The following is a 24,153-nucleotide window of genomic DNA, read 5'->3' as shown; positions in this document are numbered from 1 at the left end:
CCTGAACCCAGGCCGGTTTACGCGAATAACCCGGCAACTTCTTTAGTTGCCGGGTTAATAACTAACTCAGTTAATGTAAACAGGCCCTAGAAATTCCAGCGGAAACCGGCACCCCAGGTACGCGGTTCGCCATAGTAGGCGCCTTCCATTCCCAATAATGTGCGCACACTGGTTACATAGGTTTCATCAGTGAGGTTTTTGCCGAACATATACACCGACCAGTCCCCCTCGGCACGGCCGACATCGACCCTTGCATTCAGCAGCGTGTAACCATCTGACATCAGGTCGGGGGTATTCTCGATATCGCGGAATACCGCATCACTGTGTACCACCCATAGTCTGGAATCGATACCGTAGGCGAACACTTCCGTGCTCCAGTTGACGTCGCCGGTGATACTGTTTTCCGGGGTGCCGGGCAGTTCATTGCCGGTGCGCGCCGCGACCTCGGCCGGGTCGTCACTGTCCCAGTCGGTAATTTCGGAATCGAGCAGTGTTGCAGCCAAACCGAAAGACAGGTTTTCGGTGGCGTGGTACTTGAGCTCAAGGTCCAGGCCCGTCACATCGGAAGCGGCGGCGTTCTGGGTTACCGCTTCGGTGATACCATTGCCCAGGTCCAGGATCGCCAACACCTGTTTGTCGGAATAATCGTAAAAGAATGCCGACGCCGACAGTTCCAGGGAATCCGCCAGCAAAAGGGTTTTGATTCCTGTTTCATAGGCGATCAGCTGTTCCGCACCATAGGGGATGTAACCCGCTTCATTGACCAGGCCGGAACCGTCGAAGCCACCACTTTTAAATCCGCGGCTGACGGAAGCATACACCAGTGTGTCGTCTATGCCGGTCCAGGAAAGTTTCAGCTGGCCGGAAACGTCCTGGTTGTCGTAGGCACTGGTACCCCAGAGGCCGCCGGCAACACCGGGAAAGGCAATGCTGACAATGGAGGTGCCGAAGGGGTCGCCTTCATAAGAGCCCCCTTCGTAATCCTTTTGCTCGTCGGTGTAGCGAAGACCGCTGCTGAGTTCCCAGTCGTCGGCGAACAACCAGTCCACCTGACCGAACAGGGACCAGCTCTTGTCCTCCTGCTCATAGGCGGAAACCAGATCACCCATCAAAAAGTCGGCACTGGAGAGTACCCGACCATAGTCGATCTTGTCCGCCGTGGCATTGACACCCGCCAGCCAGTGAACGCTATCGGTGTCCGCGGCGATACGAAATTCCTGGCTGACGCTGGAAACCCTCTCGTCATAGGTGGGTTCGGCCAGCCGCAGCGGTGTGAAGTCGCCCACACCATACTGCCGCGAGAGCTTCTCGACACCGGTCAGGGAAGTGAAAGTGAAGCTATCCAGGTCCCAGTTTACCTCCACCGAGGCACCCTTCTGCGAGGCGTCCATCCTGCCGGCGAAATCATCATAGTCGGTAAAGGGATCGTCACCGGCGGGTTGGAACAGCCCCAGTATATCGCCGCTCAGATTGGTGGAGTTGATAATTTCAGACTCGTCCGAAGCGTAGTGAATTTTTGAATTCACACTGATATTGTCCGTCGGCAGCCACAGAGCCGTCGCCCGCGCGGCGAAAATGTCCTTGTCGCCATAACCGGATTCGTCGCTGGTGACATCCACACCCGGAATCACACCGGGCGCGCGGGTAAAACCTCCGGTGGTATCGGCAGTGCCCTCGCGGTCGATATAGCCACCGCCCCTCTGCACCGTAGTGGCCAGCCGCAACAGCAGGGTTTCGCTTACAGGAGTGTCCACCGCAGCCTGGAGCTGCTGTTCGCCATAGGCGCCGTAACTGGTATCCAGATAACCGCCAAACTCGTCTCCGGGCCGGGCGGAAATAAAATTGATGGCCCCGGCGATACTGTTGCGCCCATAGAGGCCGGCCTGGGGGCCCTTGAGAATCTCCACCCGCTCCAGATCGTACAGCGGCATGCTCAGGTAGGAGGCGAACGGCAGATAAACGCCATCGCTAAACGCCGACACCGACGGGTTATTGTTGATCCAGGGGTCCGTCGACCCGACGCCGCGAATGGTGATCACCGGGTTGTTGGTACTGTTGCCCCGGGCCACATCCAGCGACGAAGTGGATACGCTGAGATCGCCAAAATCCTGAATGCCCTTGTCGGCCAGCTCATCCCCGTCCAGTACGCTGATGGCGATAGGAATATCGGATGCGGACTGTTCCCGCTTTTGCGCGGTGACAACCACTTCCTCTAGATACTGCTCCTGTGCTCCGACAAGTGTGCTGCAGGTCATTGCGGCACTGCCGACGGCAATGCTGATAGCGGTGTGCTTTATTCTGATTGGCATAGGCTCGCCCCGATTTGATACGTCATTTCACCTGGCGAGTTGAGATTAACAGCGCCCTTTACCGGGCCGAAGGGATTCTCTGTGTCTTGGATGGCCAATCTATTAGCTTTGGTGGCCAGCCCCCTCTGGCTCAGCAATACACCAATAAGATCATATTTCGATCAAATCGTCACTATTTTGAACAAACTTCCGATTAGATCTCTTGCTGCATCGGGCCCGCAAATAAAAATGCCCGCACACTGTGCGGGCATTTGCGGACATCGACTATCGAGACTTATTCAGTCAACAAACACCCGCGCATTGCGGAACAGGCGCATCCAGCCGGAATCCTCTTCCCAGTCATCCGGGTGCCAGCTGTTGCATACGGCGCGGGCAACACGCTCCGGGTGCGGCATCATGATGGTGACGCGACCGTCCTCGGAACACAGGGCTGTTATGCCATTCGCCGAACCGTTTGGATTGGCGGGGTAGGTCTCGCTGATCTGCCGGTGATTGTTCAGGTAGCGCATGGCGATGGTGCCGGACTGCTCGCAGGCCTCCAGCGCCTGCCGGGTGGCGAATTCCACCCGCCCCTCGCCGTGGGCAACCGCCGCCGGCATTGAGGATCCGGCCATGCCCCGAAACAGCACCGACGGCGACTCCTCTATGCCCACCAGGGAGAAGCGCGCTTCGTACTGCTCGGAAAGGTTGCGCACAAACCGCGGCCAGTGGCTGGCCCCCGGGATCAGCTCCTTGATCACCGAGAACATCTGGCAGCCGTTACAGACTCCCAGACCAAAGGTGTCCGGGCGCTGAAAGAAGCCCGCAAACTGGTCGCGGGCGCGATCGTTGAACAGAATCGTCTTGGCCCAGCCCTCACCGGCACCCAGTACATCGCCGTAGGAGAAGCCACCACAAGCCACCAGCCCCCGAAATTCGTCCAGGGTGACATGCCCGGCCAGAATATCGCTCATATGGACGTCGACCGCACTAAAACCGGCGCGGTGGAATGCATGGGCCATTTCCACCTGGCTGTTCACCCCCTGCTCGCGCAGTATGGCGACTGCGGGCCGCTGGCCCCGGGCGATATAGGGTGCACTGATATCCCGGTTGAGATCGAAACTGAGATTGACGGAGAGACCCGGGTCCTCCTCGCCGATGGCGGCAAACTCCTGTGCCGCGCAATCGGCATTGTCGCGCAGGGCCTGGATACGGCAGCTGGTTTCCGCCCAGATACGCTGCAACTCGGCGCGGGAGCGGCAAAATACCTCCCGGCCACAGCAGGAGATACGCAGTATTTCATCGCGCCGCAGATCGCCGATCTGGTGCGCGGCCACCCCGACTGCGGCAAACCGCTGCACCAGCATTTCCGCCTCGTTGGCGGGGACCTGCAATACCGCCCCCAGCTCCTCGCTGAACAGTGTCGCGACCACATCGTCGCCCAGCTCATAGATATCCACGTCGACCCCCACGCGGCCGGCAAAACACATCTCTGCCAGGGTGACGAAGAGACCGCCGTCGGAGCGATCGTGGTAAGCGATAACCAGTTCCTCTTCCAGCGCCTGCTGCATCACCTCGAAAAAACCCTTGAGGCGTTTGGGGTCCTCGAGATCCGCTGGGGTGCGGCCCAACTGGTTGTACACCTGCGCCAGGCAGGAACCGCCCATGCGGTTGCGGCCTGCGCCCAGGTCGACAAAAATCAGCTCGCTGTCCCTGCCCGGGCGCAGCTGCGGGGTTACCGTTCTGCGCACGTCCACCACTGGTGCAAATGCGGAAATAACCAGTGATAAGGGCGCCGTCACCGATTTATCCACTCCGGCATCGTTCCAGTCAGTCCGCATGGACATGGAGTCCTTGCCCACCGGAATGGTGATACCCAGCTCGGGGCAGAGCTCCATGCCGACGGCCTCCACAGTGCGGTAGAGCTTCTCCTCCTCGCCCGGATGGCCGGCGGCGCACATCCAGTTGGCTGACAGTTTGATATCCGACAACTGCCGTATCCGGGTCGCGGCGATATTGGTAATGGCCTCCCCCACAGCCAGGCGGCCGGAGGCCGGGCCATTCAAAAGCGCCACTGGGGTGCGCTCACCCATGGCCATGGCTTCGCCGGCATAACTGTCATAGGCCACGGTAGTCACGGCGCAGTCCGCCACCGGCACCTGCCAGGGGCCCACCATCTGGTCCCGGGATACCTGCCCCGTCACAGTGCGGTCGCCAATGGTGATGAGGAAATTCTTGCTGGCCACTGTGGGCAGCCGCAATACAAGCTCCACCGCTTCATTCAAATCGATACCGGCGGTGCTGAATTCATCAGTGGCCACTTGGCACTTCTCCGCCTCGCGGTGCATGCGCGGCGGTTTGCCAAACAGCACCGACATGGGCAGGTCTACCGGCCTGCTATCGAACAACTGGTCACCCAGTAACAGATGCCTGTCCTCGGTCGCTTCGCCGACCACTGCATAGGGGCAGCGCTCGCGTTCGCAGATACTCTCGAAGCGCTGCAGATCGTCCGGCATTATCGCCAGCACGTAGCGCTCCTGGGATTCGTTGCACCAGATTTCCAGCGGACTCATATCCGGCTCATCGCAGGGTATGTCTCGCAATTCGAACCTGCCGCCGGTGCCGCCGTCCTTCACCAGTTCCGGAAACGCATTGGAAAGGCCACCGGCACCCACGTCGTGAATAAAAGCGATGGGGTTGCTGTCACCCAGCTGCCAGCATTGGTCGATGACCTCCTGACAGCGGCGCTCGATTTCCGGGTTTTGGCGCTGCACCGAGGCGTAATCCAGATCCTCGGAGCTGGAGCCGCTGGACATACTGGAGGCGGCGCCGCCGCCGAGGCCGATCAGCATCGCCGGCCCCCCAAGGACCACCAGCCTGGCGCCGGGTTTGAAGGGCGGCTTATCGATGTGCTCCTCGCGGATATTGCCATAGCCCCCGGCGATCATGATGGGCTTGTGGTAGCCGCGGCGCTCACCGCCAAAGTTCTCCTCAAAGGTGCGGAAATAACCACAGATGTTTGGGCGGCCAAACTCGTTGTTGAAGGCGGCACCACCGATGGGCCCCTCAACCATAATATCCAGCGCCGACACTATGCGCTCAGGCTTGCCATAGTCCAGCTCCCAGGGCTGCAGATAGCCGGGGATACGCAGGTTGGAAACCGTAAATCCGGTCAGGCCCACCTTGGGTTTGGAGCCTCGGCCCACCGCACCCTCGTCTCGGATTTCACCACCGGCGCCGGTGCCGGCACCCGGAAACGGCGCTATGGCGGTGGGGTGGTTGTGGGTCTCCACTTTCATCAATATATGAATGGACTCGTGACTGAAGCCGTATTCCCTGGTCTCCGGATCCGGGTAGAAGCGACCCGCCCTATGCCCCACCATCACCGCGGCGTTGTCGGCATAGGCGGACAGGACATCCTCGCCACCCAGCTGGTAGGTATTGCGAATCATGCCGAACAGGGAGTGGGGCATCTCCTCCCCGTCGATGGCCCAACTGGCATTGAATATCTTGTGACGGCAATGCTCGGAATTCGCCTGTGCGAACATCATCAGCTCTACGTCGGTGGGGTTGCGTTCCAGCGTTTCGAAGCTGGTCAGGAGATAGTCGATTTCATCCTCTGCCAGCGCCAGGCCCAGGCTGACATTGGCCCCTTCCAGCGCGCTACGGCCGCCATCGAGAATATCCACAGTGGTCAGCGCCCGGGGCTCCCCGGTGGTGAACAACTGTTCTGCAGCTGCTAAATCCCCCAGTACTGTCTCTACCATACGGTCGTACAACAGCTCGGCCAGGGCGCCCCATTCAGCTTCTGTTAAGTCGACGCCGCTAAGGTAGTAGGCGATGCCCCGCTCCAGGCGGCGAATCTGGGTCAGGCCGGCATTGTGTGCGATATCCGTCGCCTTGGAGGACCAGGGAGAGATGGTACCGGGCCGCGGTACCACCAAAAGCAGCCGGCCCTCGGGCCTGTGCTTTTCCTCGCTTGGGCCATATTGCAACAGGCGCCCCAGCAGCGACTGCTGCTGGCCGCTGAGCTCCGGCGAGTCCGCAAAGTGGACAAATTCGGCATAGGCGTCCTGGATCGCGGGTTGCAGGGAACGCAACTGGTTGAGGAGCTTTTGGTGACGAAATTTCGACAGTGCGGGAGCACCACGCAGAATCAGCATCGCGGGAGTTTGCCTCTTGTCTGAAGATTGGGAATCCGCATCACGGAGCGCGGTGCAGCTTCCACGGGGAATCGGAGAGGGCGCAATTGTACCCGAACCCTGCGGCCTTCAACACTGTATATCAGGGGCGGCACACACTGGCTGTCCGGCAGTGACGGGCGGCGCGCCCGGCCCGCTTAAGCCCCGGCCACAGTGGCGCAAAATGCGACAATCGGCTCATACCCGCCCTGCAACGACTAAACTTAATCCATGTATACGGGTCTGTGACGATAACGAAACCGGGCCGGTGAGCAAATGCGCAGCAAATAGGGTAAAATTGCCCGCATTTTGCCGCCCAGGCCAGGGAAGATCTGTGCCGGCAGGCTGTGGGGAAGGCCGCCACAGAATAACAGCTAAGGGACTGGGAGGGGACCATTGATGATCACCAAACGCCGCTTGCTGCGCTATAGCCGCCGCCTGGTCAAAGGGCTGGTGCTGTGTGCCTGTGCATTGCTGCTGGTGGCGAGCAAGGCCCCCAGTGTACTGGAACAGGTCAAATCCTCCGGCCAGTTGGTGGTTCTCTCACTTAACGGCCCCACCACCTATTACGAGGACGCCTCCGGCCACTTTACCGGCTTTGAATATGGCATGCTGAAGGCCTTTGCCGACGAACTGGGTGTCCAGCTGGTGATCCGTGACAGCCAGAGTGTCAATCAGCTCTTCACCCGCCTGGGGGACCCCCAGGAGGGTGCCAACATGGCGGCAGCCGGGCTGACTGTAACATCGGCGCGGCGCGAGGAGGTCAGGTTCACCCCTTCCTACCTGGAGATCCGCCAGCAGGTGATCTACCGTCTGGGTGAAAAACGCCCGCGCAAAATCTCCGATCTGATCGGCAAGCAAGTGGCGGTACTAGCCGGCAGCGCCCACGCCGAGGAAATGCGCCACCTGTCACGGCGATACCCGGCCCTGGAGTGGCAGGAGGTGGATGACGTCGCCACCATGGAATTGCTGGAAATGGTGAATGAGGGCAAATTCCCCTATGCGGTAGTGGATTCCAACGCCTACGCCGTGCATCGGGGCCTTTTCCCCAACACTGCACTTGCCTTCAATCTCACCCAGTTTCAACCCGTCTCCTGGGCCTTCCCCCAGGGAGAGGACGACAGTCTCTACCACGCCGCGCGCAGCTTTGTGTTGCGGGCTAACACCAACGGTATAGCGGCCCGGTTGCGGGAGGAGTTTTTCGGCCACCTGACCCCGCTGAACGCCGGGGGGGCCAAGGCATTCAGCAAAAGTACCAGGGAGCGCCTGCCGAAATGGCGCGACGCCATGCAGGAAGCGGCACAAAAATACGACCTGGACTGGCGCCTGCTGGCCGCACTGAGCTACCAGGAGTCCCACTGGAATCCCAAAGCCAAATCCCGTACCGGCGTCCGCGGTCTGATGATGCTCACCCTGGGCACCGCCCGCGAGCTGGGGGTGAACCGACTGGACCCCCTGCAGAGCATTGAGGGCGGCGCCCGCTATATAGTGCAAACCCACGATAAGATCCCCGCGCGCATCCAGGAGCCAGACCGCACCTGGATGGCACTCGCGGCCTACAATGTGGGCCTTGGCCACCTCGAGGACGCCCGGGTACTCACGGAAAAAATGGGGGGCAACCCGGACCTCTGGGTGGATGTGCGCGAGCACCTGCCGCTTCTGGCCAAGCGTCAGTATTACAAGAACACCAAACACGGCTATGCCCGCGGCTGGGAGCCGGTGACCTACGTACAGAACATCCGCCACTATCAGGCCCTGTTGACCTGGAGCAGTCGTATTGAGGAGCAGCGGCTGGCCAGGCAGGCCCGGGAAGAAGCCGAGGCACTGGCGGACAGCAGCCAACCGGAAGTGGCCGGGCCCACCCCGGCGCTATAAAGCGGCCCTACCGGAAACAGCAGGGCCGGATTGCCAGCTTACTTCCGCCGCCAGCGATGGAATTTCGCCAGCAGTTTCAGGGCGCCCTGGGGCGCGTGAGCGCGCTTCCAGTCACCGGCCACCAGGCGATTGGCCTCCATCATGGTGGGATAGGCGTGAATGGTGCCCAGCAGTTTGTTGAGTCCCAAACCGTGCTTCATCGCCACAACGAATTCCGCCATCAGCTCACCGGCGTTTTCACCGACAATAGTGGCGCCTAAAATCTTGTCTTTGCCCGGCACCGTGAGCACCTGGACGAATCCCCGTGCGACGCCATCGACGATGGCCCGGTCCAGATCGCTGAGGTCGTAGCGGGTCACCGTATGGGGGATATTCTGTTCCACCGCCTGCTGCTGGTTGAGGCCGACACTCGCTACCTCCGGGTCCACATACACCGCCCGCGGCACCAGGGAGTAATCCACGCGGAACTTCTTCAAATCGCCAAAGAGGCCGTTCACCGCCGCATACCAGGCCTGGTGAGAGGCCATGTGGGTAAACTGATAGGGGCCTACAAGGTCACCAGCGGCGAGGATATGCGGCATATCGGTGCGCAAATACTGGTCCGTCTGCAGGCACCCATCGACTACCAGTCCCAGCTCCTCCAGGCCGAAGCCGGTCACCCGTGGACGGCGCCCCAGCGCCAGCAATATCTGGTCGAAGGCCAGTTCGCGGTCGCCTTCCGGGCCCTGGAGGAAAATACGCTGCTGGGAGCCATCCGCGGCGAACCCTGTCGCCTTGTGGGCGGTCAGTACTTCGACGCCGTCCGCGCGCAGTGAGTCTGCCACCGTGGTGGACACTAGCTCATCCTCCGCCGGTAACAGCCGCGGGGCCATTTCCACCAGGGCCACCCGGGACCCGAGCCGGGCAAAGGACTGGGCTATTTCACAGCCGATAGCCCCACCACCCAGCACCACAAATCTCTCCGGCACGCGATCCAGCTGGGCAAATCGGTCCCACATGGTCTCGCTGGTGACATAGTCAATGTCATCCAGTCCCGGCAGAGGCGGCACCACCGGCGCGGCACCGGTGGCGAGAATAATGGAGCGCGCAGTGAGCACCTGTTCCCCGCCGTCACTGAGGGTCACTTTGACAGTCCAGGGGTCCAGCAGCTGCCCCCAGCCCTGCAATACCTCCACCCCGAGACCGGTGTAGCGCTCGACGCTGTCGTGGGGCTCTATGGTTTCAATCGCTTGGCGTACCCGTTGCATTACCTGGGGAAAATTAACTTCCGGGGCTGTGGTATGGATACCGAACTCCGCGGACTTGCGTACCTGATTGGCCACCTTGGCACACTTGATCAGCGCCTTGCTGGGCACACAACCGGTATTCAGGCAATCCCCCCCCATGGCGCCCGCTTCTATCAGGGTCACCTCCGCCTTGATGGCGGCCCCGATATATGCACTGACCAGTCCCGCGGCACCGGCGCCGATAACGATCAAATTGCGGTCAAAACTCTTCGGCTTAGTCATACTCGCTGTACTCACACGGTTTTCTCAAGCGTTCCGGCCCCGGAACCGCTTGATGAGGTTTAGAAACTTTTTCGCCAGAAGGGGAAACAGACCCAATAGTACGAAGGATGCCACCAGGCCCGGCGACAGGATGTCACCAACACTCTTGATTTGGACCAACTGAGTGCCCGCGTTCACGTACACTATGGTGCCAATCAGCATGCCCAGCTGACTGACCCAGTAAAAGGTCCAGGTTCTGATTTTGGTCAGCCCCATCAAAATATTGACCACGAAAAACGGAAACAAGGGCACCAGCCGCAGGGCGAAAAGATAGAAGGCCCCTTCCTGCGCAACACCGCGGTTGATCGCCTGCAGGCGCTCCCCAAACCGGTTTTGTACCCAGTCGTGCAATAGATAGCGCGATACCAGAAATGCCAGTGTGGCCCCGATGCTGGAGGCAAAAGACACGATTACCGTGCCCCACAGAAGCCCGAACAGGGCGCCCGCAGCCAGTGTCATGATCGCCGCGCCCGGCAGTGAGAGCCCGGTGATCAGGATATAGAACAGGGTAAACAAGAGTCCCACAAGCAGTGGGGACTGGCTCTGCCAGGCAGCAAACTGCTCCTGGCCCTGCTTGAGGCTCTCCAGTGTCAGCCACTGGTTGAGGTCAAAGGCAAAAAAGGCCACCCCAAGAATCACAATAACAGTGAGTAGAATGATTTTTTTCGTCACAGTCTATGCTCCAAATGAAATCCGTCTGCCGGCGACTCCCGCCACCGCTCGCACTACATTTACGCGCGGATACTGGCAATAGTCGGGCAGGGATGCAAAATGTTACAAACCCCGGCACCGGCCCCAGTATCAGCCCGATACCCGCTGGCTTTCCCCCCCGCCAATCGCCCCACTGCTGTTCCGCGGCGGATAGCTTTAGTCGGGCATAAAAAAAGGCCGCAAAACAGCGACCTTTTTCAGGCAGACAAACCGGCTAGGGGTTCTCGCCTATCGGTGTAACCGTGCTTTGGAAAGGGAGCTTACCAGCCGGTTACTTCCTTCAGCGCATTGCCGATTTCCGCCAGGGAACGCACGGTTTTCACACCGGCGTCTTCCAGCGCCGCAAATTTCTCGTCGGCGGTGCCCTTGCCACCGGAGATGATGGCGCCGGCATGGCCCATACGCTTTCCGGGAGGCGCGGTTACACCGGCAATATAGGAGACCACCGGCTTGCTGACATGCTCTTTGATGTAAGCTGCCGCTTCCTCTTCCGCAGTACCACCGATCTCGCCGATCATCACTATGGCTTCGGTCTGGGGATCCTGCTGGAACATCGCCAGAATGTCGATGAAATTGGAGCCGGGAATGGGGTCGCCGCCGATACCCACACAGGTGGACTGGCCAAAACCGCAATCGGTGGTCTGCTTCACCGCTTCATAGGTCAAAGTACCGGAGCGGGAAACGATGCCCACTTTACCCGGCTTGTGGATGTGACCCGGCATAATGCCAATCTTGCACTCACCCGGGGTTATCACACCGGGGCAGTTGGGGCCGATCAGGCGCACGCCCAGCTCGTCGCACTTCACTTTGGCGTCGAGCATGTCCAGTGTCGGTATACCCTCGGTGATACAGACAATCAGCTTGATACCACCGTTGGCCGCTTCCAGGATGGAGTCCTTGCAGAAAGGGGCCGGTACGTAAATAACCGATGCTTCCGCACCGGTGGCCTCTACCGCTTCTTTGACTGTGTTGAATACCGGCAGGCCCAGGTGGGTCTGACCGCCCTTGCCCGGAGTGACGCCGCCCACCATTTTGGTTCCGTATTCAATCGCCTGCTCGGAATGGAAAGTACCCTGGGAGCCGGTAAAGCCCTGACAGATCACTTTGGTATCTTTGTTAATCAGTACTGACATGGTTATTTCCCCTCCGTAGCTTTAACCACCTGCTCAGCAGCGTCGGTCAGGCTCTTGGCCGCAATAATGTTCAGGCCGCTGTCACTCAGCACCTTGGAGCCCAGCTCGGCGTTGTTGCCCTCGAGACGAACCACGACCGGTATCTTCACTCCGACCTCTTCCACCGCACCGATAACCCCTTCGGCAATCAGGTCACAGCGCACTATGCCGCCAAAAATGTTGATCAGCACCGCTTTGACATTCTCATCGGACAGGATGATCTTGAAGGCTTCCACTACGCGCTCTTTGGTGGCACCGCCGCCGACGTCGAGGAAATTGGCCGGGCTGCCGCCATGCAGGTTGACGATATCCATGGTACCCATGGCGAGACCGGCGCCGTTCACCATACAGCCGATATTGCCGTCCAGTGCCACATAGTTGAGGTCCCACTTGGCCGCATGTGCCTCCCGCGCGTCCTCCTGGCTCGGATCGTGCATTTCACGCAGGGCCGGGTGGCGGTAGAGGGCGTTGCTGTCGATAACCACTTTGGCATCCAGGCAGTGCAGATTGCCCTGCGGGGTGATAACCAGTGGGTTGATTTCCAGCAGAGCCAGGTCTTTCTCCTGGAACATTTTCGCCAGACCCAGGAAAATCTTCGTGAACTGCTTGATCTGGTTGCCCTCTAGGCCCAGTTTGAATGCCAGCTCCCGCGCCTGGTACGGCTGTGCGCCCACCAGCGGATCGATGGTGGCTTTGAGGATTTTTTCCGGGGTCTCTTCCGCAACCTTTTCGATTTCAACGCCGCCTTCAGTAGAGGCCATGAAAACGATACGGCGGGTGGAGCGGTCAACTACGGCGCCGAGGTATAGTTCCTGATCGATATCGGTGCAGCTCTCCACCAGGATGCGGGAAACCGGCTGTCCATTTTCATCTGTCTGGTAGGTAACCAGGCGATTGCCCAGCCATTTCTTGGCGAACTCCTCAATCTCCGCCTTGGAATCCACCAGCTTCACGCCGCCGGCCTTGCCGCGGCCGCCAGCGTGCACCTGGGCCTTCACCACCCACTTATCACCGCCAATTTCGTCAGCCGCCGCTACTGCCGCTGCCGGGGTTTCCGCCGCAATGCCTTTGGAAACCGGCAATCCGTATTCCGCAAACAGTTGCTTGCCCTGATACTCATGCAAGTTCATAGTCAATACCAATTCACATCTGGAATGTGTTTACCAATTGCAGATTACTCTGCACCTAAGAACAAAATTCGAAATCCCCGTGATGCAAATTTCAAATCCTGCTTAACAGGCTGTCGAAAAATTTTCTTCGACAGCCTGTTATCCCGAACAGGGATGTTCGTGTCGCAAATCAAGCGCGTCACTGCTCGATTTGTCGCGGAGGGTTTGCGGACATGGACCGCAAACCCGGGTTGAGAAAAGCCAGGGAAGGCTTTACAACAACCTGCTAAGTCACAGCCTGCCCGCCGCCGATAGGGCTGCAAAGCAGTGCCAACACTGGAGACACCAGTGGAAAGCCGGGGCGGGACCCGCCCCGGTGCCTCGGCCGAAACCTAGTTGCGCTTCTTGCGGTTGGCGATGTGGATGGCGTGGCCATTGGCCGCCAGGGCCGCTTCCTTTACCGCCTCCGACAGGGTGGGATGGCCGAATACGGTCATACCTATATCCTCCGCACTGGAGCCGAACTCCATCGCGATCGCCACCTGCTGCACCAGATCAGCGGCCGAGGGACCGACGATATGGGCCCCCAGTACCCGGTCGGTCTCGGCGTGGGCGATGATTTTTACCATCCCGCTGGTATCGTTGGCAGCCATGGCGCGGCCGGAGGCCGCAAACGGAAAAACACCCACATTGTAGGGCTCGCCATCTGCTTTTACCTGTTCTTCGGTGCGGCCGACCGCCGCAATTTCCGGGTGCGTGTAGATAACATTGGGGATCACATCGTAATTCATCATCGGCTTTTGGCCGGCGATGCGCTCCGCCACCACAACGCCCTCTTCAGAGGCCTTGTGAGCCAGCATAGGGCCGCGCACCACATCACCCACTGCCCAGACACCCGGCGCTGAGGTCATGCACAGGTCGTTGACATAAATAAAGCCGCGCTCGTCCAGCTTGACACCTGCATCCTCCGACAGCAGCCCTTCGGTATAGGGGCGGCGCCCTACACACACGATCAGCTTGTCGAAAGTTTCCCGGTGCTCCTTGCCGTCCTTGTCCTGGTAGACAACCGCGACCTCCTTGCCCTTCACTTCCGTACCGGTCACGCGGCAGGAGAGGCGGATATCCAGGCCCTGCTTCTTGAAGATTTTCTGCGCCTCTTTGGCGATCTGCTGGTCCATGACGGAGAGGAAAGTGTCCAGCGCCTCCAGCACCACCACATCGGCACCGAGGCGTCCCCAGACGGAACCCAGTTCCAGTCCGATCACGCCGGCGCCGATTACGCCCAGGCGCTTGGGAACCGAGCCGAACTCCAGCGCACCGGTTGAGTCCACGATAGTCTTGTTGTCCACCGGGGCCGGGGGAATATTCACCGGCACCGAACCGGAGGCCAGGATGATGTTGTCCGCCTCATAGACGGTGGTTTTGCCGGCATCGTCGGTCACTTCGACTTTCTTGTTGGCCAGCAGCTTGCCGGTACCCCAGATGGAGGTGACCTTGTTGGCCTTGAACAGGCCCGCCACACCACCGGTCAATTTCTTGACGATGTCATCCTTGCGCTCGATCATCTTGGGCACCTGCATCTTGATTTTGCCCACCTCGATGCCGTGCACTTCGAAATCGTCTTTCGCCTCGTGGTATTTCCACGAACTGTCCAGCAGTGCTTTGGAGGGGATACAACCGACGTTCAGGCAGGTACCGCCATTCACCCCCTTGCCTTCCTTGTTCTTCCACTTTTCCACACAGGCGGTTTTGAGGCCCAGCTGAGCCGCACGAATCGCCGCCACGTATCCCCCCGGACCGGAGCCAATTACGATTACGTCAAATTTTTCCGACATGGTCTGTTCCAGATGTTGGTGTATTCAGAATTTCCACAGGCGCATCCGCTCCCCCATCAGGGCCAGCGGCTGACCACACTTAGACTTCGAGCAGGATGCGCGCCGGATCCTCGATCATCTCCTTGATCGCCACCAGAAAGCCCACCGCTTCCTTGCCGTCGACCAGGCGGTGGTCGTAGGACAGCGCCAGGTACATCATCGGCAGTATTTCCACCTTGCCGTCCACCGCCATGGGGCGCTCCTGAATCTTGTGCATGCCCAGAATGGCCGTCTGCGGCGGGTTCAGAATTGGCGTGGACAGCAGTGAGCCGAATACGCCGCCATTGGTGATAGTGAAGGTGCCGCCGGTCATCTCCTCGATGGACAGCTTGCCGTCCCGGGCGCGGGTGCCCATGTCGCGGATACTGTTCTCCATATCCGCCAGGCCCATATTCTCGGCATTGCGCAAGATGGGTACAACCAGCCCTTTGGGTGAAGAGACCGCCACACCAATATCTTGATAGCCATGGTAAACGATGTCGTCGCCGTCGATGGAGGCGTTCACCGCCGAAAAGCGCTTCAGCGCTTCCACCGCCGCCTTGACGAAGAAGCCCATAAAGCCCAGGCGGGTGCCATTGTGTACCTTCTCAAACAGTTCCTTGTAGTTCTTGCGCAGATCCATGACCGGCTTCATGTTCACCTCGTTGAAGGTGGTGAGCATGGCGGTGGACTGGCTGGCATCCAGCAGGCGCTCGGCGATGCGCTTGCGCATCCGGGTCATGGGAACGCGTTTTTCGACCCGCTCACCCGGCGCCATGGCGACATCCGCAGCGGCGGCAACCGGGGCAGGCGTCGCGGCGGCAGGCGCGGTGCCTGCCTTCAGCACATCCTCTTTCAGGACGCGGCCACCCTTGCCCGTGCCTTCAACCGCGGCCAGGTCGACACCTCTTTCCACCGCCATTTTCTTCGCGGACGGCATGGCAATTTTTTCACCAGCAGCAGCCGGAGCCGGTGGCGCCTCTTCCACCTCGACGGCCGGGGCCTCTGGAGCAGCGGCGCCGGCACCCGGTTCGAATTTGGCGATCACCTCGTTGGAGAGGACTGTATCGCCCTCGGCCTTGAGAACTTCGCTGATAGCACCATCCGCGGGCGCAACCACTTCCAGCACGACCTTGTCGGTTTCGATGTCCACGATCAATTCGTCGCGGGACACCGCCTCACCCGGCTGTTTGTGCCAGGTGGCGACGGTGCCATCCTGTACCGATTCTGGAAAAGTTGGCGCTTTAATCTCGATCGTCATTGTACCTGTTTCCTGAGATTGACTCTTCACTAATTACTGCCGCCGCTTTACTGGACGGTCAGCGCCTCGTCGATAAACCTATTCTGTTCTTCCAGGTGCGTGGACATAAAGCCCGCAGCCGGTGCGGCGGAAGCCACGCGGCCCACATAGTCCAGTGCCAGCTTGGGATGCACCTCTGCCAGCAGACGGCGCAAATGGTGCTGACTGTGATACCAGGCGCCCTGATTCATCGGCTCCTCCTGGCACCAGACAACACTCTTAAGGCGCCCGAATGCGGACACCGCCTCCACAAACTCCTCGTCCGGGAAAGGGTACAGCTGCTCGACGCGGACCAGGGCCACATCGTCCTGCTCCCGCTCCAGGCGCGCTTCCAACAGATGGTAGTAAACCTTGCCGGAACACAGCACCAGGCGCTTCACCTTGGCCGGATCCACGCTGGAGTCCTGGATGACATTGTGGAACCGGCCCTCCGCCAGTTCCTCCAGACTGGAGGTCGCCAGCTTGTGACGCAGAATCCACTTGGGCGACATGATGATCAGCGGGCGGCGCATGGGGCGGATGGCCTGGCGACGCAAGAGGTGGAAAATCTGCGCCGGAGTGGTGGCATTGCACACCTGGATGTTGTGCTCGGCGCACAGCTGCATAAAGCGCTCCAGGCGCGCGGAAGAGTGCTCCGGCCCCTGCCCTTCATAACCGTGCGGCAGCAACATAACCAGCCCGCACATGCGGCCCCACTTGTGTTCACCGGAGGTGATGAACTGGTCGATCACGACCTGGGCGCCGTTGGCAAAATCGCCGAACTGCGCCTCCCAAATCACCAGTGATTTGGGCGTGGTTGTGGCGTAACCATACTCGAACGCCAGCACCCCCTCTTCCGACAGCAGGGAATCGTAAATATAGAAAGGCGGCTGGTCGTCGTACATATGTTGCAGAGGAATGTAGCACTGACCGTCCTTCTGGCTGTGAATGACCGCGTGGCGGTGGGAGAAAGTACCGCGGCCCACATCCTCACCGGTAAAGCGCACCATAAAACCCTGTTCCAGCAGGGTGCCATAGGCCAGGGTCTCCGCCATACCCCAGTTCAGCGGCAGGGCGCCGCCGCCCATCTTGCGGCGGTCGTCGTATATTTTGGCCACCTGGCGCTGCATGACGATACCGTCCGGCACAGTGGTCATGCGGGCGGCCACTTCCTTCAACTTCGGCAGGGCGAAGCCGGTATCCGCCGGGGTCTGCCAGTCGTGGTGCAGGTAGGGACTCCAGTCGACAAACATGGATTGGTCCGGCTGTTTTACCAGGCCGGTAGCCACATCTTCGCCGCGATCCAGTTTGTCGCGGTAGTCGTTGGCCAGCTTGTCCGCCGCGGGCTTGTCCAGCACTCCCTCGGCCACTAGCTTTTCCGCGTACAGGGTGCGGGTGGTCTTGTGCTTGCGGATCGCCTGGTACATCAGCGGCTGGGTACCGGACGGGTCATCGGTTTCGTTGTGACCGCGGCGGCGGTAGCACACCAGGTCGATCACAATGTCTTTCTTGAACTCGTAGCGATAGTCCACCGCCAGCAACGCCGCCAGTACCACGGCTTCCGGATCATCCCCGTTTACGTGCAGTACCGGGGCGTCGATCATTTTGGCCACGTCGGTGCAGTACTCGGTGGAGCGGGCGTCCTCGCGCTTGCTGGTGGTGAAGCCCACCTGGTTGTTGAGCACTATGTGCACGCTGCCGCCGGTATAGTAGCCGCGGGTCTGGGACATCTGCAGGGTTTCCTGCACCACGCCCTGGCCCGCAAAGGCAGCGTCACCGTGGATATTGATGGGCATCACCTTTTCGCCGGCCGTGTCGCCACGGCGATCCTGGCGGGCGCGCACCGACCCCACCACTACCGGTGCACAGATCTCCAGGTGCGAAGGGTTGAAAGCCAGCGCCAGGTGCACCTCCCCGCCGGGAGTCATCACATTGGATGAGAAACCCTGGTGGTACTTCACATCACCGGAGGTATCCAGCAGTTTCTTGCCCTCGAACTCCTCGAACAGATCGGCGGGGTTCTTGCCGAGAATATTCACCAGCGTATTCAGTCGGCCCCGGTGGGCCATGCCGATCACTATTTCTTTTACGCCGTAGGTTCCCGAGCGGCGAATCAACGCGTCCAGCATCGGGATCATGCTCTCACCACCCTCGATACCAAAACGCTTGGTGCCCGGGTACTTGGAGTCCAGGTGCCGCTCCAGGCCCTCAGCGGCAGACAGCCGGTGGAGAATTTCCACCTGGATATCGGCACCCAGGTTGGCCCTGGCCTGGCTGCGCTCCAATCGCTGCTGGAACCACTGCTGCTCATTCAGATTCGACAGGTGCATGATTTCGGCACCGATATTGCCGCAGTAGGTCCGGTCAAGCCCCTGGACAATCTCCCTCAGTGTCGCTTCACCATCGCCGAAGAAAAGGTCACCGGTCTGGAAGGTGGTATCGAAATCGCCCTCGGTGAGACCGTGATAGTTGAGCTGCAGATCCGGCACCTGCTCGCGGGCCATCAGCCCCAGCGGATCGAGGGTCGCCTTTTTGTGGCCGCGGTGGCGGTAGGAACTGATCAGCTGCAGAACTTTGATCTGCTTGCATTCGTGTTCGATATTGACGGAACCGGAACCCGGTGCCGACAGGGGTCGCGCGCGGTTCTTGGCCAGCAGCTCGAAGTGGGTGCGGACCGCGGAGTGGGAGATGTCGCTGCCATTGCCTACCCTGGACAGGCTGTCGAAGTAACTGCGCCACTCTTCCGGCACACCATTGGGGTCGTGCAGATAGGTTTCATACAGCGCCTCCACATAGGCGGCGTTGCCCCCGGAAATATGGGAGCTACGCCACAGCTGCTCCATGGTGCTTTCGTGCATGTTGATGTCTACCTCAATCACAGCGTCCCCGCGATGGCGGACTCACACTGCGCTTTTTCTTTCACTCGCAAAAGGGGAGGTGTCCAGAGTCACCTCCCCTTTGCAGCCTGACACCGGCCCGGTGAGGCCGGTCTTGTAGTGGCAAGCAGCGCCGCTGACACTGAACCGGTGGCCGAGGCCCAGCCAGTTTGTCGACAATCTTCCGCAGTCCTTACACAGCGCGGGCCAACAGCATGTCGCGAATATGGCCGATAGCCCGGGTCGGATTAAGGCCCTTGGGACAGACGTTCACACAATTCTGAATGCCGTGGCAGCGGAATACGCTGAAGGGATCATCCAGCTTGGACAGGCGCTCATCCGCAGCCGTGTCGCGACTGTCAGCCAGGAAGCGATAGGACTGCAACAGGCCCGCCGGACCGATGAATTTATCCGGGTTCCACCAGAAGGAAGGACAGGCGGTGGAGCAACAGGCACACAGGATACACTCGTAGAGTCCATCCAGCTTTTCGCGATCCTCCGGTGACTGCAGGCGTTCAATGGCCGGCGGCGGAGTATCGTTCTGCAGGTAAGGTTCAATCTTTTTGTACTGATCGTAAAACTGCTCCATATCCACCACCAGGTCGCGGATCACCGGCAGGCCCGGCAGCGGGCGCAGCACCAGCTTGCCTTTGCGGGCCGCCTCGGACAGGGGTGTGGTACAGGCCAGGCCGTTGCGGCCGGAGATATTCATACCGTCCGAGCCACACACGCCTTCGCGGCAGGAGCGCCGGAACGCCAGTGTCGGGTCCTCCGCCTTCAGCAGTTCCAGCACATCCAGCACCATCAGGTCTTTGCCCTGGGTATCCAGCTCATAATCCTGCATGTAAGGGGCTTGGTCGGTTTCCGGGTTGTAACGGTAAATGCTTACTTTCAACATACTCTTTCCGCTCCCGAATCAGTAAGTGCGAGCCTTTGGCTCGAACGTCTCGACGGTATTGGGGGCAAAGTTGACCGCGCGCTTGCCGACGCGCTTTTCCGCCGGGAAGAACATCGAGTGGCACAGCCAGTTGTCGTCGTCCCGTTCCTGGAAGTCCTCGCGGGCGTGGGCGCCGCGGCTCTCGGTGCGCACCTCAGCCGGAATGGCGGTGGCCTCGGCCACTTCCAACAGGTTTTGCAGCTCCAGCGCCTCGATCCGAGCGGTGTTGAATGCGCGGCTTTTGTCGTCCAGGCGCACATTCTCTATACGGCTGCGGAGATCCTCCAGCTTGCTCACACCCTCGGCCATATAATCGCCCCGGCGGAACACACCGAAGTGGTTCTGCATCACACTTTGCAGTTCCCGACGCAAATCGGATGCCTTCTCACCATCGTTGCTGTGCTCCAGGCCGTCGAGGCGTGCCATCGCGGCCTCCAGATCGGAATCCGAAGCCTCGCGGGTCTCGATACCCTCCCGCAGAGCCTGTTCGATAAACAGGCCGGATGCGCGGCCGAAAACCACCAGATCCAACAGGGAGTTGCCGCCCAGGCGGTTGGCGCCGTGCACCGATACGCAGGCAACCTCGCCACAGGCGTAGAAACCATCGATCACGTGGTCGTTGCCGGCGGCGTCCTGGGTCAGAGCCTGACCGTGCACATTGGTGGGGATGCCACCCATCATATAGTGACAGGTGGGCACCACCGGGATAGGTGTCTTGACCGGGTCCACATGGGCAAAGGTCTTGGCCAGCTCGCAGATACCCGGCAGGCGGGACTGCAGCACCTCCTCGCCCAGGTGATCCAGTTTCAGGAAGACGTGATCGCCTTCGGGGCCGGCACCGCGGCCCTCCAGCATTTCCAGCACCATGGAGCGGGCCACCACGTCGCGCGACGCCAGATCTTTGGCGTTGGGCGCATAGCGCTCCATAAAGCGCTCGCCATCCTTATTAATAAGGTAGCCGCCCTCTCCCCGGCAACCTTCGGTCACCAGCACGCCGGCACCGTGGATACCGGTCGGATGGAACTGCCACATCTCCATATCCTGTACCGGAAAACCGGCCCGCAGGGCCATACCGATGCCATCGCCGGTATTGATGTGGGCGTTGGTGGTAGACGCATAGATACGGCCGGCCCCGCCGGTGGCAAATACGGTGGCCTTGGACTTGATGAACAACACTTCGCCGTCTTCGATGCAGAGGGCGATCACCCCCACTACGGCGCCATCCTGGTTTTTCACCAGGTCTACCGCAAACCATTCGTTCAGAAACTCTGTGTCGTGTTTCACGTTGTTCTGATACAGGGTGTGCAGCAGGGCGTGGCCAGTGCGGTCTGCCGCGGCACAGGTGCGCGCCGCCTGGCCACCGCGGCCATAGTCCTTGGACTGGCCGCCGAAAGGGCGCTGATAGATACGCCCCGCCTCGGTGCGGGAGAATGGCAGGCCCATATGCTCCAGTTCGAACACGGCTTCCGGGCCCACAGAACACATATATTCGATCGCGTCCTGGTCGCCGATATAGTCCGAGCCCTTGACGGTGTCATACATATGCCAGCGCCAGTCGTCATTGGGGTCGGCGCTGGCGATGGCGCAGGTAATCCCCCCCTGGGCGGACACAGTGTGTGAGCGGGTGGGAAATACCTTGGTGATCACCGCAGTCTTGAAGCCGGACTGGGCCATCTGCAGTGCGGCACGCATGCCGGCACCACCGCCACCGATCACTACTCCGTCAAAGGAAATGGTTCGCATATTCGCCATAAATTACACACCCCACAAAATTTCAATGCCCCACACCACATAGATCACCGCGACTGCGCCCAGCAACATCTGCGCCAGCACGCGAAGAACCGTGGCCTTGGGGCCCAGCATGCGGTTAGTGATATAGTCGGTGAGAACGGACCAGAGGCCGATCCAGGCGTGTACGACAGTGGATATAAGCGCTACCAGACTAAAGATACGCATCCACAGTTGGGAAAAGAGCGCAGACCAGCTGCCGTAACCAAAGCCGTCACTGAGGGCAATAAAGCCCACAATAAAAAGGGTATAGGCAACCAGCACCACCGCCGTGACACGCTGATACAACCAGTCGAAGGTGCCGCTGCGCCCGAAACTTGTCACTGTGGTTACCATAGCCAAACTCCTACCAGCACGATCGCAATTACACTCAGCACCAACACCAGTACGGCGCCGCGCCGCCCCCCCTGCAGGGATTCACCGATCCCCAGGTCCATCAGCATGTGCCGTATGCCGGCCAGCAGGTGGTAGATGAGTGCCGCCAGTGAAGCCCAGAGTATGAGCTTCGCGGGCACGCTGCTGAAAGCAGCAGCGATACTGTCGAACCCCTGTTGGGACTCGAGGCTGGTATCCAGCATCCACAACAACAGCGCCACAACGGCGAAGAGCACTACGCCGGAGATGCGGTGAAGAATGGAAACCAAAGCGGCAGCGGGAAGATTGATAGTGGAAATGTCTAAATTGACTGGTCTGTTTTTGTTCACAGGAAAAACACCTTGTTGCCCTGAACGACCGGGCGCCCGATTAGCTTTCAGTGGAAGGGCAGCTTGCCTGCCGGTCACTTTCTGCCCGACTTGGCCAAGCCCTGCACAAAGCGGTCATACCGTGGCGCAAGCCGCGCGGATTATAGGCATTCAACAGTCAAAACACAACGAAACCGGGGCCATGACGGACAGAGGCCACAAGGAGGGTATAGCACCGAAAAACGCCCTGAGTTGCGGGGCTGTCACCGAAGATACCCGGGCAATTACCCGCCAGGGCCAGATAAATACTCTGCCGTCATCGATCCCAGTGGAATATCCTGTGGCTGGGCGACCGGTGGTCCACGGCTTTCACATTGACATTTAGCGGCGTGCAAACTAAGTTTGGCCCCGCTTTGGAACCCTCCTAAGGCCTGAAACCCAAGGGATCCAGAGGTACAAGAACAGATTTAGGAGTTCGCAATGTCCGATAAGAAAGCGCAGCTGACAGTTGACGGTATCGATGGCGCGATAGAGATGCCGGTACTCTCCGGTACTCTGGGCCCCGATGTCGTCGATATAGGCGACCTGACCAGCAAGGGCTTGTTCACCTACGATCCGGGCTTTGTGTCCACCGCTGCCTGCGAGTCCAAAATCACCTTTATCGACGGTGGCAAAGGCCAACTGCTGCACCGCGGCTACCCCATTGAGCAACTGGCGCAGGAGTCCGACTATCTGGAAACCTGCTACCTGCTGTTGAACGGCGAACTGCCCACCGCCGGGCAGAAGAGCGAGTACGTCAACACCATCATGAACCACACCATGGTGCACGAATCCCTGGTGAACTTCTTCAAAGGCTTCCGCTACGATGCCCACCCGATGGCGATGCTGTGCGGCGTGGTCGGCGCACTGGCCTCCTTCTACCACGACTCCCTCGATATCAACGACCCTGAGCACCGCAAGATTTCCGCCCACCGCCTGATCGCCAAGATGCCGACCCTCGCCGCCATGTGTTACAAACACAGCAAGGGCCAGCCTTTCATGTACCCGGACAACAGTCTCGGCTACGCCGCCAACTTCCTGCATATGATGTTCGGCAACCCCTGCGAGCGGAGCAAGATCGATCCGGTAGTGGCCAAGGCCATGGATATCATCTTCCTGCTGCACGCCGACCACGAGCAGAACGCCTCCACCTCCACCGTGCGCCTGGCGGGCTCCTCCGGCGCCAACCCCTTTGCCTGTATTTCCGCCGGTATCGCAGCCCTGTGGGGACCGGCCCACGGCGGCGCCAACGAGGCAGTGGTAAACATGCTGGAGGAGATTGGCGACGAGAGCCGCATCGCTGAATTCGTCCAGCGGGCCAAGGACAAGAGCGATCCCTTCCGCCTCATGGGCTTCGGCCACCGGGTGTACAAAAACTTCGACCCGCGCTCGCGCGTCATGAAGGGCATCTGCGATGAGGTGCTGGGTACCATGGGCGTAGAGAATGACCCGCTGCTGCGTATCGCCAAGAAGCTGGAACAGATTGCCCTGGAAGACGAGTACTTCGTCGACAAGAAACTTTACCCCAATGTGGACTTCTACTCCGGGATCATCATGAAGGCAATCGGTATTCCCACCGATATGTTTACGGTAATTTTCGCCACCGGTCGCACCGCAGGCTGGGTTGCCCACTGGAACGAAATGATCTCCAACCCCTATAAGATCGGCCGTCCGCGCCAGCTGTATACAGGACACACACAGCGCGACTATGTGCCGCTGGACAAACGCTGACATCGGCGATTACAAAAAAGCCCGGCCATGGCCGGGCTTTTTTATTGCTGGTGACAAGCTGTAAATTCCCCTTGTCACCGTCCA

Annotated in this window: 15 protein-coding genes; 2 read left to right on the top strand and 13 right to left on the bottom strand. The window is 59.8% G+C overall.

All coding sequences use genetic code 11. From position 1 onward, the window contains the following. Window positions 1-86: 86 nt before the first annotated feature. Both AB1S50_RS08010 and purL read right to left on the bottom strand, forming a co-directional pair. Window positions 87-2,309 carry a TonB-dependent receptor gene (locus AB1S50_RS08010; protein WP_367150038.1) on the bottom strand — a complete coding sequence of 741 codons (2,223 nt, stop codon included), beginning with the start codon at window positions 2,307-2,309 and terminating at the stop codon, window positions 87-89. Between the two features lie 278 nt (window positions 2,310-2,587). Continuing rightward, window positions 2,588-6,451 (bottom strand): phosphoribosylformylglycinamidine synthase, encoded by a 3,864-nt coding sequence (purL, locus tag AB1S50_RS08005; RefSeq protein ID WP_367150037.1) that lies wholly within the window; start codon window positions 6,449-6,451, stop codon window positions 2,588-2,590. Window positions 6,452-6,868: 417 nt separating this feature from the next. Here purL and mltF point away from each other — a divergent pair, with 417 nt between their 5' ends. Further along, window positions 6,869-8,344: a membrane-bound lytic murein transglycosylase MltF gene (gene mltF, locus AB1S50_RS08000; RefSeq protein ID WP_367150036.1), complete on the top strand. Its 1,476-nt coding sequence runs from the start codon at window positions 6,869-6,871 to the stop codon at window positions 8,342-8,344. 38 nt (window positions 8,345-8,382) lie between these two features. Here mltF and AB1S50_RS07995 read toward each other — a convergent pair whose 3' ends face one another. The 11 genes from AB1S50_RS07995 to sdhC form a co-directional block, all read right to left on the bottom strand. After that, window positions 8,383-9,852 (bottom strand): dihydrolipoyl dehydrogenase family protein, encoded by a 1,470-nt coding sequence (locus AB1S50_RS07995; RefSeq protein WP_367150035.1) that lies wholly within the window; start codon window positions 9,850-9,852, stop codon window positions 8,383-8,385. Window positions 9,853-9,876: 24 nt separating this feature from the next. Continuing rightward, on the bottom strand, window positions 9,877-10,563 hold the full coding sequence (locus AB1S50_RS07990; protein ID WP_367150034.1) for a TVP38/TMEM64 family protein: 687 nt from the start codon (window positions 10,561-10,563) through the stop codon (window positions 9,877-9,879). A gap of 299 nt (window positions 10,564-10,862) precedes the next feature. Next, window positions 10,863-11,735: a succinate--CoA ligase subunit alpha gene (sucD, locus tag AB1S50_RS07985; RefSeq protein ID WP_367150033.1), complete on the bottom strand. Its 873-nt coding sequence runs from the start codon at window positions 11,733-11,735 to the stop codon at window positions 10,863-10,865. A 2-nt stretch (window positions 11,736-11,737) separates the two neighbouring features. Continuing rightward, window positions 11,738-12,904 carry an ADP-forming succinate--CoA ligase subunit beta gene (gene sucC, locus AB1S50_RS07980; RefSeq protein WP_367150032.1) on the bottom strand — a complete coding sequence of 389 codons (1,167 nt, stop codon included), beginning with the start codon at window positions 12,902-12,904 and terminating at the stop codon, window positions 11,738-11,740. Window positions 12,905-13,275: 371 nt separating this feature from the next. After that, window positions 13,276-14,718, bottom strand: coding sequence for a dihydrolipoyl dehydrogenase (gene lpdA / locus AB1S50_RS07975; RefSeq protein WP_367150031.1), 1,443 nt, complete (start codon window positions 14,716-14,718; stop codon window positions 13,276-13,278). Window positions 14,719-14,797: 79 nt separating this feature from the next. Further along, window positions 14,798-15,997, bottom strand: a complete 1,200-nt coding sequence (gene odhB / locus AB1S50_RS07970) for a 2-oxoglutarate dehydrogenase complex dihydrolipoyllysine-residue succinyltransferase (RefSeq protein ID WP_367150030.1) — start codon at window positions 15,995-15,997, stop codon at window positions 14,798-14,800. A 47-nt stretch (window positions 15,998-16,044) separates the two neighbouring features. Further along, the gene (locus AB1S50_RS07965) at window positions 16,045-18,873 is read right to left on the bottom strand and encodes a 2-oxoglutarate dehydrogenase E1 component (protein ID WP_367150061.1); all 2,829 of its coding nucleotides are present in this window, start codon (window positions 18,871-18,873) and stop codon (window positions 16,045-16,047) included. A 211-nt stretch (window positions 18,874-19,084) separates the two neighbouring features. After that, the gene (locus tag AB1S50_RS07960) at window positions 19,085-19,789 is read right to left on the bottom strand and encodes a succinate dehydrogenase iron-sulfur subunit (RefSeq protein WP_367150029.1); all 705 of its coding nucleotides are present in this window, start codon (window positions 19,787-19,789) and stop codon (window positions 19,085-19,087) included. Between the two features lie 18 nt (window positions 19,790-19,807). Beyond that, on the bottom strand, window positions 19,808-21,580 hold the full coding sequence (gene sdhA / locus AB1S50_RS07955; RefSeq protein ID WP_367150028.1) for a succinate dehydrogenase flavoprotein subunit: 1,773 nt from the start codon (window positions 21,578-21,580) through the stop codon (window positions 19,808-19,810). A 3-nt stretch (window positions 21,581-21,583) separates the two neighbouring features. Next, on the bottom strand, window positions 21,584-21,952 hold the full coding sequence (gene sdhD / locus AB1S50_RS07950; protein ID WP_367150027.1) for a succinate dehydrogenase, hydrophobic membrane anchor protein: 369 nt from the start codon (window positions 21,950-21,952) through the stop codon (window positions 21,584-21,586). Beyond that, the gene (gene sdhC / locus AB1S50_RS07945; RefSeq protein ID WP_367150026.1) at window positions 21,946-22,320 is read right to left on the bottom strand and encodes a succinate dehydrogenase, cytochrome b556 subunit; all 375 of its coding nucleotides are present in this window, start codon (window positions 22,318-22,320) and stop codon (window positions 21,946-21,948) included. The genes sdhD and sdhC overlap by 7 nt, the downstream gene beginning before the upstream one ends. Window positions 22,321-22,779: 459 nt before the next feature. Here sdhC and gltA point away from each other — a divergent pair, with 459 nt between their 5' ends. Beyond that, a complete protein-coding gene (gene gltA / locus AB1S50_RS07940) occupies window positions 22,780-24,069 on the top strand; it encodes a citrate synthase (protein ID WP_367150025.1) in 1,290 nt (429 codons plus the stop codon). Window positions 24,070-24,153 lie beyond the last annotated feature (84 nt).

Origin of the sequence: Microbulbifer discodermiae (assembly GCF_040742695.1) — a bacterium.
In the GTDB taxonomy this organism is placed as follows: Bacteria; Pseudomonadota; Gammaproteobacteria; order Pseudomonadales; family Cellvibrionaceae; genus Microbulbifer.
The sequence above is the reverse complement of the archived record's forward strand: the minus strand, read 5'-3'. Positions and strand labels throughout refer to the sequence as shown.